The organism is Bradyrhizobium sp. CSS354, assembly GCF_029051725.1.
Taxonomy (GTDB): Bacteria; Pseudomonadota; Alphaproteobacteria; order Rhizobiales; family Xanthobacteraceae; genus Bradyrhizobium.
Genome location: NZ_JAACFU010000001.1, coordinates 652161 through 668809, shown reverse-complemented (window position 1 = coordinate 668809; position 16649 = coordinate 652161). Strand labels below are relative to the sequence as shown.

Sequence of the window (16649 nt, the reverse complement as noted above, 5' to 3'; positions counted from 1 at the left end):
ATGATCGACATCGGCTTTATCGGACTTGGCACCATGGGACGGCCGATGGCCGGGCATCTTCTGGCCGCAGGCCATCGCGTTCTCCTGCACGATGTCGGGCCGGTCGCACCCGAGCTGATCGCCGCCGGCGGCGTTGTCTGCAAGTCAAGCAAGGAGGTTGCGGAGGAGGCGGATGCGGTCATCATCATGGTGCCGGATACCCCGCAGGTGGAGGCCGTGCTGTTTGGCAAGGACGGCGTCGCGGGCGGCATTTCCAAGGGCAAGATCGTGGTCGACATGAGCTCGATCTCGCCGCTGGCGACCAAGGAGTTTGCGAAGAAGATCGAGGCGCTCGGCGCGGATTATCTCGACGCACCGGTGTCAGGCGGGGAGGTCGGTGCCAAGGCGGCAAGCCTCACCATCATGGTCGGTGGCCCCGAGCGCGCCTTCAACACCATGAAGCCGATCTTCGACCGGATGGGAAAGAACGTCACCCGCGTCGGCGCCAATGGCGACGGCCAGACGACGAAGGTCGCCAACCAGATCATCGTCGCGTTGACGATCGAGGCGGTCAGCGAAGCGCTGCTGTTCGCGTCGAAAGCCGGTGCGGATCCGGCGCTGGTGCGGCAGGCCCTGATGGGCGGCTTTGCGTCTTCGCGGATTCTCGAAGTGCATGGCGAGCGCATGGTGAAGCGCAATTTCGATGCCGGCTTCCGCATCGAGCTGCACCAGAAGGATCTCAACCTCGCGCTTGAAGGCGCCCGCGCGCTCGGCGTGTCGCTGCCGAGCACCGCAGTGGCGCAGCAACTGTTCTCGTCCTGCGCCGCGCATGGCGGCAAGGGCTGGGACCATTCGGCGATGGTGCGCGCGCTGGAACTGATGGCGGGGCACGAGATCGCCGCGGCCTGAACTGTTACCGGGTAACAGTCTCCGTTGTGGTTCTGCCTAGATCGGGCGAGGGAACCGGAACAATGATCCGGCCCCGCGGTTGAAGGCGCACAACAATCACTGGAGACATAAGCACATGAAAACCCGTCTTGCGATTTCGTTGGCTGCCGCGTCGCTGCTGGCGTCGAGTGCGGCCTTTGCTCAGTCGACGACCGAAGAAGGCGCCAGGAACGGCGCACGCGCGGGCGGCGACATTGGCGGCCCGGTCGGAGCGATGGTCGGTGGTACCGTCGGCGCCGCTGTCGGCGCCGGTCTGGAAATTCCGAATGCCATTCTGGGCGGCATCCCGCGTAGTGAATCCGTAGTCGTTGAGGATCGCGTCGTGGTCGGCGAGCCACTGCCGCCGACCGTGGTGCTGCGGCCCGTGCCGAACTACACCGAATATCGCTATGCGGTCGTGAACGATCGCCGCGTGATCGTGGAGCCGCGCACGCGCCGCGTCGTCAAGATCATCGACTGATCGATCGAGCGTGAGCTTTGAAGAGACGGGCCCTGCGGAGCATCACTCCGCGGGGCCTTGGCTCGTCAGGGCCGAATTCGCGCGAAACCGCGTCATGCCCCAATCGGCGATGGCCGCGAGCGCGAAGCCGATGCAGGTGGTGCCGGCATCGACCAGAAAGTCCTCCAGCCGCGCATGCCGTCCCGGTGCCCAGAATTGCATCAGTTCGAGCAGGCCGATCAGCACCACGGCGATGGCTGTGGCCGACAGGCGGCGGCGCGGATAGGCGAGACCGAAGGCTAGTCCCACCAGGACGAAGGCGAGGGCATGTTCGCCGTCCTGGCCAAGGTCGGAATGGGGCCGCAGGCCGGGCGGGCCGAGGGTGGCAAAGGCGACGGCGGCGGCAAGCAGCCAGGCAGAGGAGCGAACCAAAATGGACATTCGCACCGCTTAGCATGGATTGCAGCAGCTTGCCGAGGCGCCGGGATCAGATCGCCGTGTAGTTAATGACGAAACGTTAAAGCGGCTCGCGCACACCAAGGCCGTGCATGAAGCGTTCCCGGATTTGTACGGGATCGCGTCGGGTGGCGCCGACGCCGGGCTTGTCATCGATACGGACGGCGATCAGGCTCGGCTCCGTCGCCGACATGGCTTCCTCGACCAGACGCTCGAAATCCTCCTCGTCCGCGGCCCAGGCGCTGTTGGCAAGCCCGGAGCCGGTCGCGATGGCGACGATGTCAGCCACTTTCGCGGCCGGCGTCGGCTGCGCGCCGGTGATCTGATAGATGCCGTTGTCCATCACGATCATGGTGAGGTTCTTCGGCTTCAACGCTGCGATCGTCGAGAGTGCGCCGAGCTGCATCAGCAGCGAGCCGTCGCCTTCGAGCGCAAAGACGCGCCGCTCCGGCTGCGCCAGCGCCACGCCCAGCGCGATCGGGAAGGCGAGCCCCATGCTGCCGAGCATGTAGAAATTCTGCGGACGGTGGCCGGCGGCCCAGAGGTCGAAATTGGTGTTGCCGATGCCGCCGATCACGGCTTCCTCGTGCTCGAGTTTTGCGATCAGGCGCGAGGTGACGTCGAAGCGGTTCATCACTTTGGTGTTGCGCGCGTCGGTATTCATTCGGGCCGGCCTCACTTGTTGAACACCTTGCCGCCGGTGAGCAGCGGGTTGAGGATCAGTGCCACCGGCGCCTGCGTCGTCACGGCCTGCTTGATCGAACGGTCGGCAATGAATTCGAGCTCGTCGAGCCGGGTGATGGTGTGATGCTCCAGTGCCAACGAATCCAGCACCGGACGCATGGTGCGGCAGACCAGTGACTGGCCGTAGTTGAACTCGCCGAGCGTGCCGCGCTCGGACACGAACATGATGAGCGGAATCTGGTAGGGCACCGCGAGCGAGGCCAGCACGTTGGCGAGCGTCGCAAAGCCCGAGGTCTGCATCAACACCGCGCCTCGTCGTCCGCCCATCCAGGCCCCCGAGACGATGCCGACGGCCTCCTCCTCGCGGGCGGTGGCAAAGGTGGTGAAGAACGGATCGGCGTGCAGGTTCTTGATCAGCGGCGTCAGCACGCGGTCAGGCACGTAAGGGACGAGGCTGATCTCGTTCCGCTTCAGGGTTTGCAGGACGATGCCATGCCAGCTCGTGTCACTGGAGGTCTGCGCCGCCTCGGACGAGGTTTGTTGCTCCGCAATCGGCATTGCGTTCTCCCTTCGGCCGCGCATGCTTCTTGGTCTTTGCCATTGCCTTAGGCTCGTGTCGGCCGTCGCGGCGGTCTGCCGAACTTGACGGAGGCAGCGGGATTGTCAACATGTCCGGGCTGCACCGTGATCTGCGCCAGACGGCCTGCCGCGGCCGCTGGCGCCGTGTCATAAGCGGCAATAACAAGAGAACGGAGGAACGCATGAAAGGAGCGCGCGCCGCGCTGGCCCTGCGGATCTCCAGGAGAGAGCCGGAAAGGTCCTTATGTCCGTCAACAGCAAGCGCGTCTTCTACGTCAAATATCTGGCCAATCCGATCTATATCGACATTCTGAAGGCGCGGCCCGACGTCCGGCTCGATCGCATCGAGAACGAGAGTCCCGAAGACTTCTACGCGCCGATCATCGGTGCCGCTCATGTCTACCAGATCGGCGCCGCCCGGGACGAACTCGCCCCGCATTTCCACGTCGATGCCGCCTTCCTGAAACGCACGCCGAACCTGTTGCTGGTCTCGAGCAATGGTGCAGGCTTCGATCCCGTCGACGTCGAGGCGTGCACCGATGCGGGCGTGCTGGTCGTCAACCAGTCCGGCGGCAATGCCCATTCCGTCGCCGAGCATGCGCTGGCGATGATGCTGACGCTGTCCAAGCGCATCATCCAGTCCGACCGCAAGCTTCGCAGGGAGGCCAACGTTAACCGCAACGAACTCGTCGGCAACGAGATCGAGCACAAGACCGTCGGCATCATCGGCCTCGGCAATGTCGGTCGCCGCATCGCCGCGCTGTGCAAGGGCCTGTTCGGCATGAAGGTGCTGGCCTATGATCCCTACCTCACGGCCGAGGTGATGGCCGAACGGGGCGGGGAGAAGGTGGAGCTCGACGAGCTGCTGCGCCGCGCCGATTTTATCTCGATCTCCTGCCCGCTCAACAAGGGCAGCCGCAACATGATCAGCGTGCGCGAGTTCGCGCTGATGCAGCCGCATGCGTACTTTATCACCACTGCGCGCGGCTTCATCCACGATGAGGATGCGCTGCTCCAGGCGTTGCGCGACAAGCGCATTGCAGGCGCCGGTCTCGACGTCTGGTCCAAGGAGCCGCCGCCGCCGGAGCATCCGCTGCTCCAGCTCGACAACGTGCTGGCGAGCCCGCATACGGCCGGCGTCACGATCGAAGCGCGGCAGAACATGGGCCGCATCGCGGCCGAGCAGGTGCTGGATACGCTCGACGGCAAGCGCCCGCCGCGCATCATCAATCCGGAGGTCTGGCCACGCTATGCCGAGCGATTCAAGCAGGCGTTTGGTGTGACGCCGGCGTAGTCGGCAGTCGCTTTGTCCTTCCGGGGTGCGACGCTCCTGTTGCCCATTTCCGGGTTAGCGCTACGCGCCACGGAATGATTGGCGGGCGGAACCGCGCCCGACTTTGATCCGCGTCAAAATCTCCCTCCCGCAATCCGGCTAAATGGGATTAAAGTGAGCGCCGCCGGGGCAGGCAGGAGGTCCCATGTCAACTTATGTGGTCAGGTTCATGAAGGACGTGCTCGGCCAGTACGGCCGGCAGATCGAGGTGTGCCAGGGCACGCTTGAGATCGACGCCTCCGACGAGGACGAAGCCAGAGAGCGGGCGAAGGCGAGGTTTTGCGAGGATCAGGCGCTGCACCACTGGTCGTTGCATGCCGACCGCATCCAGGTCAGACCGGCTGACTTTCCGTCGTGAGGCCTGGCGGCCGGGCCCCGTGAGGTGACGCTGGCGCCGAGCGGACCGCTGCACCGTCTCAGTCCAACAACTTGTCCAGTGTAATCGGGAAGCGGCGGATGCGTTTGCCGGTGGCGTGATAGACGGCGTTTGCGATCGCCGCCGGGACGCCGACGATGCCGATCTCGCCCAGTCCCTTGATGCCGAGCTTGTTGATACGATTGTCCGGCTCGTCGACGAAGATCACGTCGATATCGTGAACATCCGCATTCACCGGGATGTGGTACTCGGCGATGTTCGCGTTCATGATCCGGCCGAAGCGATGATCCATCACCGTCTCCTCGTGCAGGGCCATCCCGATCCCCCAGACCACGCTGCCCATGATCTGGCTGCGGCCGGTCTTGGTGTTGAGAATCCGCCCGGCCGCGACGGCGCTGACCACGCGCGTGACGCGAATGACGCCCAGCTCTTCGTCGACTTTGACCTCGGCAAAGACGGCTGAATGGGTATTGCGCGCGTGCTTCTTGTCCTCGTCGAACTGGTTGAGCTTTTCCTTCTCGATGCGTTCGACACCGCCATGGCGCATCGCGTCGGCGATCGAGACCGCGCGGCTGGTGTCGCTGGCCCCGGCAATGCTGCCGTCGATCAGGACCGTATCGGCCAACTTGGCGCCGGCGAGCGGCGAGCCAGGGATTTTTCCGGCCAGACCTAACAGCTCCTTGCGCACCTCCTCGGCGGCTGCGAGCACCGCATGTGCGCTCGAAGCGGCCATCCAGGAGCCGCCCTCGACAGGCGCCTGCGGCAGACTGGAATCTGCGAGCCTGACGCTGATGTTCTCGATCGGCAGGCCGAGTGCGTCGGCTGCGACCTGAGCCACAATGGTGTAGGTGCCGGTGCCGATGTCGGATGCGGCGCATGACACCTCGGCATGTCCGTTCGACGTCAGAACGATACGGACGGCGACCGGCATCTGCAGTGCTTCCCACACGCCCGTCGCCATGCCCCAGCCGACCAGATCCTTGCCGTCGCGCATCGAGCGCGGCGCAGGATTGCGTCTGCTCCAGCCGAAGGCGTCCGCGCCGCGCGCGTAGCATTCGCGCAACTGCTTGCTGGTGTAGGGCAGGTTTTCGCTCTGGTCGTGGTCCGAGTAGCACTTCAGCCGCAGTTCGATCGGGTCGAGCTTGAGCGCGACGGCGAGCTCGTCCATGGCGCATTCGAGCGCGCAGACGCCCGACGCCGCGCCCGGTGCGCGCATGTCGCACGGCGTGGAGACGTCAAGGTGGACGAGCTTATGGGAGAAGCGGCTGTTCGGGCTCTTGTAGAGCTGTTCGGCCCAGCCGGTATCGTTGCGTGCAAAATCCTCATAGCGCGAGGTGACGGCAATGGCCTCGTGCGTGATCGCGTCGAGCGTACCATCGGATTTTGCGCCCAGCCCGACGCGCTCGATGGTCATCGGCCGATAGCCGAGCCCGTACATCTGCTGCCGCGTCAGCACGACGCGCACGGACCGCTTCAGCGCGAGCGCGCCGAGCGTTGCCAACACCACCTGATATTGCGGCCGCAAGCCGGAGCCGAAGGCGCCGCCGACGTATGGCGAGGCCACCCGAATGTCATCCGGCTTCTTGTCGAACACGCCGCATAGAAACTTGTGGACGTTCTGGACGCCTTGGGTCTTGTCGTAGATTGTGAGCTTGCCATTGTCGTCCCAGACCGCCGTGGTCGCATAGAGCTCCATCGGGTTGTGATGCTCGGTCGGTATCACGTAGTCCGCCTCGTGGCGCACATCAGCTCCCGCAAGGGCGGCTGCGGCGTCGCCCCGCGGCTTGTGCGGCTTGTCCTTTTCGGCAGCGTTGCTGCGCTCGCCTTCGAGGTCGGTCGCAAAACCATGCTGCTCATATTCGACCCGCACCAGCGTCGCGGCAAATTTCGCGGTTTCCCAGTCCTCCGCCACGACCAGCGCGATCGGTTGGCCATTGAACCTGATCGTGTCATCATAAAGCGGACGGAAGGGCGACCCATCCGGTGCAACCTCGTCCTTCCACGCCTCGTCCTTGTCGGCCAGCGGCGGACGGTTCGCATGCGTGAGCACGTCGAGCACGCCCTTGACCTGCTGTGCCGTATTGGTGTCGAGGCGGACAATGCGCCCGCATGAAATGGTGGCCTCGACAACGAAGCCATGGAGGAGCCTGTCGGCCGGGAATTCGCCGGCGTATTTGGCGGCCCCCGTGACCTTGGCCCGTCCGTCGACACGCGACGTTGGCGTTCCGACATAAGCGTTCATAGGGTCCTCACGCGATCTTCTTGTGAGCCTGGGATTGCGGCGTGGCATTCGCCGCCTGTGTCAGTGTGCGCACGATGGCGCGGCGTGCGAGCTCGACCTTGAAGCCGTTATGCGAGCGGGTCGTTGCTCCCTGAAGCAAGAGATCCGCGGCGTGTGAGAAGTGATCGGGCGTCGCGGCCTGGCCGCGCAACGCAGCTTCCGCCTCGAGGCTGCGCCAGGGCTTGTGAGCCACGCCGCCGAGCGCCACGCGTGCCCCGCCGATCGCGTTGCCCTCCAATTCGAGTGCGGCGGCAACCGAGACCAGAGCAAAAGCATAGGACATCCGGTCGCGAATTTTCAGGTAGCTGTAGTTTTGAGCAAAGCCGCGCGGCGGCAGCTCGATCGCCGTGATGATCTCACCGGTGCCGAGATTGGTATCGACATGAGGCTTGTCGCCGGGCAGCCGATGGAAATCGGTCAGCGCGATGGTGCGTTCGCCGGATGGGCCGGCGATGTGCACGAGCGCATCGAGCGCGGCAAGCGCCACGCTCATATCGGATGGATTGGTCGCGATGCAGGCGGCGCTCGTACCCAGGATCGCATGGTTGCGGTTGAGGCCGTCCATCGCCGAGCAGCCGCTGCCGGGATGTCGCTTGTTGCAGGGCGTGGCCGTGTCATAGAAATAGGCGCAGCGCGTTCGCTGCATCAGATTGCCGCCGACCGACGCCATGTTGCGCAGTTGCGCCGAGGCGCCGGCCAGAATGGCGCTGGCGAGCAGGGGATAGCGCTGCTCGATCAATGGATGGTAGGCGAGGTCCGAGTTCGGCACCAGGGCGCCGATGCGCAAGGACCCGTCGGGGGTCTCCTCGACCTTGCGGAGCGGCAGGCGGGAAATGTCGATCAGCCGGGTGGGGCGCTCGACATTCTCCTTCATCAGGTCGATCAGATTGGTGCCCCCGGCAATCAGTTTGGCGCCGGGATCGGCGGCGAGCAGGCGGATCGCGTCGGCGACATCAGTGGCTCGGGCGTACTGAAAGTTGTTCATGGCTGGCCCATTGCCTGCTGGATGGCGGCGACGATGTTCGGATAGGCGCCGCAGCGGCAGAGGTTTCCGCTCATCAGCTCCCGGATCTCGTCGGCATCGTGGGCATGGCCTTCGACGAGCAGTCCGGCCGCCGAGCATATTTGTCCCGGCGTGCAATAGCCGCACTGGAAGGCGTCATGGTCGATGAAAGCCTGTTGGAGGGGATGCAGCGCGCCGTCTTTGGCAAGACCTTCGACGGTCGTGATCTCGGCGCCGTCCTTCATGACGGCGAGCGTGAGGCAGGAATTGACGCGCCGGCCATCCACCAGCACCGTGCAGGCGCCGCACTGACCATGGTCGCAGCCCTTCTTGGTGCCGCTCAGCGCAAGATGGTCCCGCAAGGCGTCGAGCAGCGTGGTCCATGGCACGAGATCGAGCGTGTGACTGACGCCGTTGACGACAAGATGGATCGGGATTCGTTCGGAAATCTGATGCGTGACATCGCCCATGTCCTGCTCCCTGCGACGGCGACCGTGCCGGACGTCAGCCGTGTTGACGCGGGGGCACGCCTCCGCCGGCCAATAGCGCCCAACGGACCACCGGCCGGTTGGTTCCTTTTGAGTCCACTTGCCGGTAGTTCGCCTTTCCGAGAGGTTGCGATCAGCGCTTTGCTTCGCCAAACACCACATTCGGTACGGCGCGGTTGACAACCTCGCGGAGCGCGAAGCTCGATTGTACCCGCGCAACGCGCGGCAGGCGCGACAGCTCCATGCGGTGGATGCGCTCGAAATCCTGGATGTCGCGGGCGAGCACGATCAGGATGTAGTCGTCGGTCCCCGACATCAGGAAGCAGCGCACGACGGACGGGCATTTCACCACCTCCGCCTCGAACGCCTTTAACGCCTCGTCGCTTTGGCTTTCCAGCGCGATACGGACCAGCACCGTGGTAGTGAGGCCGAATTGCGCGAGGTCGAGCGTAGCCTGATAGCCCTGGATGTAGCCGTCGTCTTCCAGCGCCTTCTGCCGCCGCCCGAGCGCGGTGCTGGACAGGCCAACCTTGTTGGCGAGCTCGGTGTGGCTGGCCCGCGCATTGGTCGTGAGTTCCGCGAGGATGGCGAGATCTTTCCGGTCGAGGGCCAAAGTTTCGTTTCCAGCGTGAAAGGGCGTTTGCGCGCCGGAAGCCGGCGCAGTGAGGCCAAAGCTAGCGGATATTTGCACGAAACCAAACCGGGCACCCCGCTACAATCATGAGGTGAATCAAAAGGAGCCCAGGATGCGCGTCGGTGTGCCCAAGGAGATCAAAGTGCAGGAATATCGCGTCGGGCTCACCCCCGGTGCGGTCCGCGAATATGTCGCGGCTGGGCACGAGGTAACGGTTGAGACCGGTGCGGGCGGCGGCATCGGCGCCTCCGACGAAGTCTACCGGCGGGCAGGGGCCATCATAGCCGAAAACGCTCGCGACATCTTCGCGAAGTCCGACATGATCGTGAAGGTGAAGGAGCCCCAGAAAAGCGAGTGGGCCCAGCTCCGCGAAAACCAGATCCTGTTCACTTATCTCCATCTCGCGCCGGATCCCGAACAGGCCCGGGGTTTGCTTGCCTCCGGCTGCACTGCGATCGCCTATGAAACCGTCACCGACGCGGCCGGTCACCTCCCCCTGCTTGCGCCGATGAGCGAAGTCGCCGGCCGCCTTGCCATCGAGGCTGCCGGCGCCGCGCTCAAGCGCTCGGCTGGCGGCCGCGGGCTGCTGCTGGGCGGCGTTCCCGGCGTGCAGCCGGCGCGGGTCGTCGTGCTCGGCGGCGGCGTGGTGGGAACGCAAGCCGCCCGCATGGCCGCGGGCCTTGGCGCCGAAGTCACCGTGATCGACCGTTCGATTCCTCGGTTGCGGGAGCTTGACGATCTCTTTGCCGGGCGCGTGCGCACCCGCTTCTCCACCATCGAGTCGGTCGAGGAGGAGGTGTTCGCTGCCGACGTCGTGATCGGCGCGGTGCTGGTGCCGGGCGCGAGTGCGCCCAAGCTCGTCACGCGCGCGATGTTGACATCGATGCGACCGGGCGCCGTGCTGGTCGACGTCGCGATCGATCAGGGCGGCTGCTTCGAGACCTCGCACCCGACCACGCATGCCGATCCGACCTATCTGGTTGACGGCATCGTGCATTATTGCGTGGCTAACATGCCCGGCGCGGTGCCGGTGACGTCGAGTCAGGCGCTGAACAACGCGACGCTGCCGTTCGGCTTGATGCTCGCGAACAAGGGTTTTGCCGCGGTGTTGGAAAATCCACATCTGCGCAACGGGCTGAATGTGTATCGCGGCCGCATCGCCAACAAGGCGGTGGCCGAAAGCCTCGGGCTGGAGTTTGCTCCGGTCGAGAGTGGGCTGGCGGCGTAGTGTTGCTGCTCACACCGGCTTGCGATGGCGGCTGCCGAGCGCGGCCTCGATCGTCTCGGGATGTTTGATGCGTTCGATCAGCATGTCGATGCGGTCGCCACCCCAGAACAGCTCGCCGTTGAACACCATGCTCGGGACGCCGAACACGCCGAGCGCTTCGGCCTCGTCGATGATGCGGTCGTGTTCGGCGCGGGCAGGGCCGTGGACGTAGGCTTCGAACTCACCGGCTGAGCCACCGCAGGACGTGATGACGTCGGTGATTGCGGCGAGATCGTCGATCTCGAGCTCATGGCTCCAGAACCGACGAAACACCGTGTCGTGATAAGGCCGGAAGAAGCCGTGCTGTTGGGCGAACAGCATGCCGACGCTGGAATAGAACGCGTTGTAGATCCGCCGGGGCCCTTTCATGACGAGCCCTTGCGCATTGGCATAGCGCCGGGCGTCCATATAGGCGTAGCGGACCTTGCGCCAGAAATGCGGCGTGCGCTCTTCCACGGTCCCCATGAATTCGGCAACGCGCAGCGTATAGGGCAGCCATTCGAGCTCGACGCCGTGCGTCTCCTCGAGTTCGAACAGACGCTTATTGGCGACGAATGCGTAGGGGCTCTTGTAGTCAGTGTAGATGCGCACGTGGGGCTTCGGCATGACAGCTCCCTCCCTAGCTCACGCCTTCGTCAGCTTGTACTGCCGCAGATCCGGATCATGCGTCATGCGCCAGTAATCCACGAATCGCCAGGGCATCGCGGAAAACACGCGGCCGCTCGAATTGCGATAGTACGTGCTCATGCCGGGATGAGTCCAGATCATTGCCTCGTGCTCGGCATCGACCTTCTGGACGTAGTCGTCCAGTACTTCCTTGCGGAGATCGATCGCGGCGACGTCGTGCTCGATCATGGCGGCGAGGCAGGCGGAGATGTAGCGGCTTTGGCATTCCGACTGGAAGATGACGCTGCCCCCATGCGCGGGACCGGAATTGGGGCCGAGCATGCAGAAGAAATTGGGAAAACCGGGGACGGTAAGGCCGAGAAACGCGGTCGGATTGTCGTTGCCCCAGGCCTCGCGCAAATCCTTGCCGTCGCGGCCGCTGATGTTGAGGCGCGCGGCCATCTCCGTGACCTTGAAGCCGGTGGCGACCACGATCGTGTCGGCGGAGCGATGCTTGCCGTCCGCGGTGACGATGCCGCTCTGTTCAAAATGATGAATCGCCTCGGTGACGAGCTCGACATTCGGGCGCGTCAGGGTTTTGAACCAGTTGTTGTCGAGCAAAATGCGCTTGCCATAGGGCGGATAGGTCGGGACGCATTTTTCGATCAGGTCCGGTCGGTCCTTCAATTCCGATCGAATGAAATCGGTCAGTTCCTGACGATGCCGGTCGTTGCCCTTGTTGACGGCGCGTTCCGGATGCGGCCAGGCCGGGTCCTTGCGCAGGAAGGGCAATAGCCCGTCGCCATAGCGCCAGAACATGTTGAAGCGATACCATTGCACATAGAAGGGCAGATGTGCGAGCAGCCAGCGCGCGCCTTCGCTGATGGGGTCGGCGTACCCTTTCACCGGCCGCGCCCATTGCGCGCTGCGCTGATAGATCGTGACCGAGGCGATACGGTCGGCAATCGCCGGCACGAGCTGCATCGATGTCGCGCCGGTGCCGATCACGGCGACATGCTTGCCGTCGAGTTTGATGTCATCGGACCACAGCGCGGAGTGCAGGATCGTTCCCTTGAAATCTTCCTCGCCCCTGAAGCGGGCACGAGAGGGATCGTTGAGCTGGCCGATCGCCGAGACCAGCGCGGCGGATTCGAACGTTTCCTCGCCATTCTCGGTCCTGAGCGTCGAGATCCAGCGCCGCTTGCCTTCGTCCCAATGCGACGAGGTCAGCTCGGTGTTGACGCGCAGATGCTTGCGGATGCCGTATTCGTTGGCGACCTTGACCAGATATCCATGCAACTCCTCGCGCTGACAGAAGTAACGGGTCCATGCATTGCCCGGGCCGAAGGAGTAGGAATAGGAGTGGTTTGGGGTGTCGACGCCGCAACCTGGATAGCGGTTGATCCACCAGGTGCCGCCGAGCTCCTGATTCTTCTCGACGATGGTGTAGGGAATGCCGACATGGCCGAGTGCGACGGCGAGCGCGATGGCACAGACGCCGGCACCCACGATCAGCACATGCTGCTCGGCGAGTTGTTGGTCTGAAGGGCGCTTGGTCCAGCGCGTTTCGCGCGGCACGAAACCCATCTCCTCGCGCATCAGGGGCGCATATTCCGGCGAGACATTCTCGCCGAGACAGGCGCGCATCATCTTCAGCAATAGCTCCTCGCCGGGATCGGTGATCACGGGCTTGGGCGTGCCGTCGGCAAAGAGCTTGACCACCGCGGCGCGGATCTCATCCTGGATTTCCCGGGGCACGCCGGCTTCGGGATCCGGAATGAGGCGGATGTCGCGCTTGGGCAGATAGGGCGGCTCCAGCCACCGCTCGTCGCCGGTCATGTGCACCAGCACCATCAGCAGGCAGCGGATGTCGCCTTCTGCAATCGCCGAGGTGAGGTCGATCGCCTTGTGCGGAGATTCGATGTTCATGGCGTGTCTTGATCTCCGGATGCAGTGAAGAGGCCGCGCGTCATCAGCTTGCGATAGGCGGAGATGACGTGGTCGGGAACAGCGGTGACACCATCGGCGGAATAGGAGTAGCGGCGGCTGAGATAGCCGCGCGAGCCCATCAGCATGTGGACGATGGCCTCGAACTCCTCGTCGCTGTAATTCTCGATCGCGCCTGAACGTCGCGCGCGACGCAAAATGCGGACATAGGCGACCGAGATGTTGTCGAGATGCTTCTGGTAACCGTGGGGTGCGAAGAATTCGGCCTCGTTGAGGATGCGCAGAAATTCCGGGACCTCGCGGATGAAGTCGAAGAAGGCGGAGAAGCGCGCGATCTCCTGCCGTGCTGCATCCGCCGTGCCGGTGCGGGCGCGGATGAACTCGACCATGTCGAAGCCGATCTTCGGCAGCAGCTGGTCGAGCAGCTCCTGACGGTTCTCGAAATGATTGTAGAAGGTACCTTGCGCGACGCCAGCCTCCTCGGTGATGCGCGCAACGGAGGCCTCGGCATAGCCGTGCTTGCCGACGATTTTCGTGGCGGCCTCGAAGATCTTCTGCTTGGTCCAGGCGTTGCGCTCGACGCGGTTAAGCTTTGTGACTTTCTCGGTGGCGGGGCCTCGCGTCATGCCACGGTCTCCAGTTCAGCGCGCAGCACGCGCTTGAGAATTTTTCCGGACGGATTGCGCGGCAGGCTGGTGCGGATGATGAGCTGTTTTGGTACCTTGAAGCTCGCCAGCCGTAACTGGCAATGCTCGATGAGGGCCGCGAGCTCGAGGCTCGCGCCTTCGGCCAGCACGACGATCGCGACCGGCCGCTCACCCCAGCGCGGATCGCGCAGGCCGATCACCGCGACCTCGCGCACCTCGGGCAAATCGTAGATGACACGCTCGACCTCGGAGGATGCGATGTTCTCGCCGCCGGAGATGATCATGTCCTTCTTGCGGTCGGTCAAATACAGGAAGCCGTCGTCGTCGAGATAGCCGACGTCGCCGCTGCGAAACCACTCGCCGAAGAAGGCTGACGCAGTCTTCTCCGGATCCTTCCAATAGCCGCGCATGATCTTCGGCCCGCGCAGGCAGATCTCGCCATTGACGTTCGGCGGCAGCTTGTTGCCGTCCTCGTCGCGGATCTCGATCTCGACGTGAGCAATGGCGCGCCCGGTGGACCCGATCTTCTTGATTTCGCGGCCGGCGTCCATGAAGGTGTCGCCGCCGACGGTCTCGGTTAGGCCGTAGGCGTCGATGTAGCGCGCATTGCGAAAATAATCGGAGAAGGCGCGGATACGCAGTTCAGGCGTCTTCTCGCCGCCGCCGATCGCCCATTTCAGGCTCGACACGTCGTAGCGGTTACGCGTCGTGCAGGTGAGCATCGCCGTGGTCATGACAGGCGCGAACCATGCGGCATTGAGCTTGTCTTCCGCGATTGCCGCAAGCGCGCTCTCCGGTTCGAAAGAGCGCTCGATATGGATGAAGCCGCCATGCCAGAGCACGGCGATGCCGGGCAAATCGAGCGCGCCGACGTGATAGAGCGGGCCGACGACGAGAAGGCGCGTCTCCGCGCTCAAGCCCAGTGCGATCGTCTGGTCCGCCGACTTCCAGTAGAAATTATCGTAACTGAGCATCACCCCCTTAGGGCGGTCGGTGGTGCCCGAGGTGTACATCAGACGCATCAGGTCGGACGGCTGGCGGACGTTCATCGGCGCGGCCGCAGAGTCGCCGGCGAGGCACGTCACGCTCTGCTGTGCTGCCTCGTCGAGTATGACAATTCGCGCTCCAGCGGCATTCACAGCCAATTCTTCATCGGCGATCAACAGGCGAGCACCGGCATCGCCAGTGATGTAGCCGACCTCATCGCGCGAGAGGCGGAAGTTGATCGGTAAAAACACCGCGCCGAGATGGCTTGTGGCAAAGACGAGTTCCAGGAAGGCTGCACTGTTCTTCATCAGCACGGCTACGACGTCGCCGGCGCCGATGCCTTGTGCCGCGAGCCAGCCGGCCACCTTCCACACGCGCGCGTCGAGGACCGCATAGGAGATCTCCTCGCCGCGATATTTCAGCGCAGGCCGGTCCGGCGTGCGCCGGGCATGAAAGGCAACGAAGCTCGACAGGTTGATCATTTTGCGGGCTTTGGGCCGATGCCGGCGCCGTTTCCTGTATAATGAATTCTGACTCATAATTCATATTCGGCTTGACGTCACCCCCTGCCTCTGAAATCCTTGGGAACACGGAGACGAGAGATCTCCGGCTGGGATCAGGACACGCCGACCCGACAGAGGGAGGGAAAAATGACGAGAACCCGCACGCCGGGCATCAGCCGCCGTTCAACATTGGCGCTGATGGGCGCCGGTGCGATGAGTGTTGCCGCGCCGTGGGTGGCGCGCGCACAAGCCAAGACCATCAAGATCGGCATGCCGACGATCTTGTCGGGCCGGGTCGCGCAGCTCGGCACGTCGTCCCGCAACGCGGTGATGCTCGAGGTCGACAAGGTCAACGCAGCCGGCGGGCTCGCTGGGCGGCAGATCGAAATGGTGATCCGCGACTCCAAGGGCCAGCCGCAGGAAGCTGCCCGCGTCGCGCGCGAACTCGTCAACACTGACGGCTGCGAGTGGCTGATCGACGGCGAGGCTTCGTCCGGATCGTTCGCGGTGCACGAGGTGGCGCGCGATCTCGGCGTGCTCTGTGTCCACACCTGCTCGGAAGCGTCGTCGCTGACGGCCGATCCGAAGCAGCACGTCCCGAACGCGTTCCGCTGCGTGCGCCAGGGCATCCACGATTCCATCGTCGGCGGCAGCTATGCGGCTGCGATCTCGAAAGCCAAGGGCCTGAAAAAATGGGCGACCTGCTCGCCCGACTATGCCTATGGCCGCGACACCACGGGCGAGTTCACGCTGTACCTGAAGCGCTTCGCGCCGGATGTCGAGATCATCAGCGAGTCCTGGCCCAAACTGTTCCAGCCCGACTACACCGAAGTGGTGACCAAGATTTTGCAGGCCAAGCCGCAGGCGCTGTATTCCTGCCTATGGGGCGGCGATCTGACCTCCTATATCGACCAGGCTAACATCTACGCGATGTTCGGCCAGATGGAGGTGTTCGCGGTCAACATGGCCGACTACACCGCGCTCACCGTGGTGAAGAACCTGCCCAAGGGCATCCATTCCGGCAACCGCTACATCAAGTCGTTCCCGACCACGCCGGAAAATGCGGCTTGGGGCGACGCCTACAAGGCCAAGTACAACGAATATCCGACCAACTGGTCGTGGCAGAACGCCACCGCGGTGATGTTCCTCGCCGAAGCCGCGAAGAAGGCCAATTCAACCGATGGCAAGAAGATCGCCGAGGTCTTGAAGGGCCTCACCATCAAGTGCCCGTTCGGCGCCGACGGCACCGTGACCATGCGCGGCGACGATCACACCCTCGTTGGCTACGCCATCGGCTGGGGGACCACGATCCCGCAGGAGCCCTATGTCCCCGAGGTCAAGGCCGGCGACTGGAAGACCATCTTCGAGCTCGAGGCCGAGTGGAAGAAGAGCAAGGGCTACACCTGATCGCCCGCGCGACGGAGGCGAGCGATCGCCTCCGTCTCCGTTTAGCTCTCCGCGCCGGGATCGGCGCACGACAATGAAAGTGCCC

The 16649-nt window shown here is 63.9% G+C and carries 17 protein-coding genes; 6 read left to right on the top strand and 11 right to left on the bottom strand.

Features of this window, described 5'->3' with window-relative positions; genetic code table 11:
• Together GWG67_RS03195 and GWG67_RS03190 are read left to right on the top strand one after the other, a co-directional pair.
• Nucleotides 1-888, top strand: a complete 888-nt coding sequence (locus GWG67_RS03195) for a 2-hydroxy-3-oxopropionate reductase (protein WP_275167692.1) — start codon at nucleotides 1-3, stop codon at nucleotides 886-888.
• A gap of 115 nt (nucleotides 889-1003) precedes the next feature.
• A complete protein-coding gene (locus tag GWG67_RS03190) occupies nucleotides 1004-1387 on the top strand; it encodes a DUF1236 domain-containing protein (protein ID WP_275167690.1) in 384 nt (127 codons plus the stop codon).
• A 42-nt stretch (nucleotides 1388-1429) separates the two neighbouring features.
• Here GWG67_RS03190 and GWG67_RS03185 read toward each other — a convergent pair whose 3' ends face one another.
• From GWG67_RS03185 to GWG67_RS03175, 3 genes are all read right to left on the bottom strand, one after another.
• Nucleotides 1430-1807, bottom strand: a complete 378-nt coding sequence (locus GWG67_RS03185) for a VanZ family protein (RefSeq protein ID WP_275167689.1) — start codon at nucleotides 1805-1807, stop codon at nucleotides 1430-1432.
• Between the two features lie 76 nt (nucleotides 1808-1883).
• Complete coding sequence (locus GWG67_RS03180) at nucleotides 1884-2486, bottom strand: thiamine pyrophosphate-dependent enzyme (RefSeq protein ID WP_275167688.1); 603 nt, start codon at nucleotides 2484-2486, stop codon at nucleotides 1884-1886.
• 11 nt (nucleotides 2487-2497) lie between these two features.
• Nucleotides 2498-3064: a thiamine pyrophosphate-binding protein gene (locus GWG67_RS03175; RefSeq protein WP_275167687.1), complete on the bottom strand. Its 567-nt coding sequence runs from the start codon at nucleotides 3062-3064 to the stop codon at nucleotides 2498-2500.
• Nucleotides 3065-3329: 265 nt separating this feature from the next.
• Here GWG67_RS03175 and GWG67_RS03170 point away from each other — a divergent pair, with 265 nt between their 5' ends.
• Together GWG67_RS03170 and GWG67_RS03165 are read left to right on the top strand one after the other, a co-directional pair.
• Nucleotides 3330-4379, top strand: coding sequence for a hydroxyacid dehydrogenase (locus GWG67_RS03170; protein ID WP_275167686.1), 1050 nt, complete (start codon nucleotides 3330-3332; stop codon nucleotides 4377-4379).
• Nucleotides 4380-4563: 184 nt separating this feature from the next.
• A complete protein-coding gene (locus tag GWG67_RS03165) occupies nucleotides 4564-4776 on the top strand; it encodes a hypothetical protein (protein WP_007608382.1) in 213 nt (70 codons plus the stop codon).
• Nucleotides 4777-4834: 58 nt separating this feature from the next.
• Here GWG67_RS03165 and GWG67_RS03160 read toward each other — a convergent pair whose 3' ends face one another.
• From GWG67_RS03160 to GWG67_RS03145, 4 genes are all read right to left on the bottom strand, one after another.
• Nucleotides 4835-7036, bottom strand: coding sequence for a xanthine dehydrogenase family protein molybdopterin-binding subunit (locus GWG67_RS03160; protein WP_275167685.1), 2202 nt, complete (start codon nucleotides 7034-7036; stop codon nucleotides 4835-4837).
• Between the two features lie 7 nt (nucleotides 7037-7043).
• A complete protein-coding gene (locus tag GWG67_RS03155) occupies nucleotides 7044-8060 on the bottom strand; it encodes a xanthine dehydrogenase family protein subunit M (protein ID WP_275167684.1) in 1017 nt (338 codons plus the stop codon).
• Complete coding sequence (locus GWG67_RS03150) at nucleotides 8057-8548, bottom strand: (2Fe-2S)-binding protein (protein WP_275167683.1); 492 nt, start codon at nucleotides 8546-8548, stop codon at nucleotides 8057-8059. The genes GWG67_RS03155 and GWG67_RS03150 overlap by 4 nt, the downstream gene beginning before the upstream one ends.
• 151 nt (nucleotides 8549-8699) lie before the next feature.
• The gene (locus tag GWG67_RS03145; RefSeq protein ID WP_275167682.1) at nucleotides 8700-9179 is read right to left on the bottom strand and encodes an Lrp/AsnC family transcriptional regulator; all 480 of its coding nucleotides are present in this window, start codon (nucleotides 9177-9179) and stop codon (nucleotides 8700-8702) included.
• Between the two features lie 133 nt (nucleotides 9180-9312).
• Here GWG67_RS03145 and ald point away from each other — a divergent pair, with 133 nt between their 5' ends.
• Nucleotides 9313-10428: an alanine dehydrogenase gene (gene ald, locus GWG67_RS03140; protein WP_275167681.1), complete on the top strand. Its 1116-nt coding sequence runs from the start codon at nucleotides 9313-9315 to the stop codon at nucleotides 10426-10428.
• A gap of 9 nt (nucleotides 10429-10437) precedes the next feature.
• Here the strand turns inward: ald and GWG67_RS03135 are convergent, their stop codons facing one another.
• Genes GWG67_RS03135 through GWG67_RS03120 form a run of 4 tightly spaced genes read right to left on the bottom strand, consistent with a single transcriptional unit; the run spans nucleotide 10438 to nucleotide 15136 of the window.
• Nucleotides 10438-11073: a 2-hydroxychromene-2-carboxylate isomerase gene (locus GWG67_RS03135; RefSeq protein WP_275167680.1), complete on the bottom strand. Its 636-nt coding sequence runs from the start codon at nucleotides 11071-11073 to the stop codon at nucleotides 10438-10440.
• Nucleotides 11074-11091: 18 nt separating this feature from the next.
• Nucleotides 11092-13002 (bottom strand): NAD(P)/FAD-dependent oxidoreductase, encoded by a 1911-nt coding sequence (locus GWG67_RS03130; RefSeq protein ID WP_275167679.1) that lies wholly within the window; start codon nucleotides 13000-13002, stop codon nucleotides 11092-11094.
• Nucleotides 12999-13646 (bottom strand): TetR/AcrR family transcriptional regulator, encoded by a 648-nt coding sequence (locus GWG67_RS03125; RefSeq protein WP_275167678.1) that lies wholly within the window; start codon nucleotides 13644-13646, stop codon nucleotides 12999-13001. Before GWG67_RS03125 ends, GWG67_RS03130 begins: the two co-directional genes overlap by 4 nt.
• Nucleotides 13643-15136 (bottom strand): AMP-binding protein, encoded by a 1494-nt coding sequence (locus tag GWG67_RS03120; RefSeq protein WP_275167677.1) that lies wholly within the window; start codon nucleotides 15134-15136, stop codon nucleotides 13643-13645. The genes GWG67_RS03125 and GWG67_RS03120 overlap by 4 nt, the downstream gene beginning before the upstream one ends.
• 168 nt (nucleotides 15137-15304) lie before the next feature.
• Between GWG67_RS03120 and GWG67_RS03115 the strand changes: the two genes are divergently transcribed.
• Nucleotides 15305-16564 (top strand): ABC transporter substrate-binding protein, encoded by a 1260-nt coding sequence (locus GWG67_RS03115; protein WP_275167676.1) that lies wholly within the window; start codon nucleotides 15305-15307, stop codon nucleotides 16562-16564.
• The last annotated feature ends 85 nt before the right edge of the window (nucleotides 16565-16649 follow it).

What these genes read in the sequence shown, in the direction of transcription:
- GWG67_RS03195 (WP_275167692.1), top strand. Translation starts at nt 1, where the DNA reads ATGATCGACATCGGCTTTATCGGACTTGGCACCATGGGACGGCCGATG.
- GWG67_RS03190 (WP_275167690.1), top strand. Translation starts at nt 1,004, where the DNA reads ATGAAAACCCGTCTTGCGATTTCGTTGGCTGCCGCGTCGCTGCTGGCG.
- GWG67_RS03185 (WP_275167689.1), bottom strand. Translation starts at nt 1,807, where the DNA reads ATGTCCATTTTGGTTCGCTCCTCTGCCTGGCTGCTTGCCGCCGCCGTC.
- GWG67_RS03180 (WP_275167688.1), bottom strand. Translation starts at nt 2,486, where the DNA reads ATGAATACCGACGCGCGCAACACCAAAGTGATGAACCGCTTCGACGTC.
- GWG67_RS03175 (WP_275167687.1), bottom strand. Translation starts at nt 3,064, where the DNA reads ATGCCGATTGCGGAGCAACAAACCTCGTCCGAGGCGGCGCAGACCTCC.
- GWG67_RS03170 (WP_275167686.1), top strand. Translation starts at nt 3,330, where the DNA reads ATGTCCGTCAACAGCAAGCGCGTCTTCTACGTCAAATATCTGGCCAAT.
- GWG67_RS03165 (WP_007608382.1), top strand. Translation starts at nt 4,564, where the DNA reads ATGTCAACTTATGTGGTCAGGTTCATGAAGGACGTGCTCGGCCAGTAC.
- GWG67_RS03160 (WP_275167685.1), bottom strand. Translation starts at nt 7,036, where the DNA reads ATGAACGCTTATGTCGGAACGCCAACGTCGCGTGTCGACGGACGGGCC.
- GWG67_RS03155 (WP_275167684.1), bottom strand. Translation starts at nt 8,060, where the DNA reads ATGAACAACTTTCAGTACGCCCGAGCCACTGATGTCGCCGACGCGATC.
- GWG67_RS03150 (WP_275167683.1), bottom strand. Translation starts at nt 8,548, where the DNA reads ATGGGCGATGTCACGCATCAGATTTCCGAACGAATCCCGATCCATCTT.
- ald (WP_275167681.1), top strand. Translation starts at nt 9,313, where the DNA reads ATGCGCGTCGGTGTGCCCAAGGAGATCAAAGTGCAGGAATATCGCGTC.
- GWG67_RS03135 (WP_275167680.1), bottom strand. Translation starts at nt 11,073, where the DNA reads ATGCCGAAGCCCCACGTGCGCATCTACACTGACTACAAGAGCCCCTAC.
- GWG67_RS03130 (WP_275167679.1), bottom strand. Translation starts at nt 13,002, where the DNA reads ATGAACATCGAATCTCCGCACAAGGCGATCGACCTCACCTCGGCGATT.
- GWG67_RS03125 (WP_275167678.1), bottom strand. Translation starts at nt 13,646, where the DNA reads ATGACGCGAGGCCCCGCCACCGAGAAAGTCACAAAGCTTAACCGCGTC.
- GWG67_RS03120 (WP_275167677.1), bottom strand. Translation starts at nt 15,136, where the DNA reads ATGATCAACCTGTCGAGCTTCGTTGCCTTTCATGCCCGGCGCACGCCG.
- GWG67_RS03115 (WP_275167676.1), top strand. Translation starts at nt 15,305, where the DNA reads ATGACGAGAACCCGCACGCCGGGCATCAGCCGCCGTTCAACATTGGCG.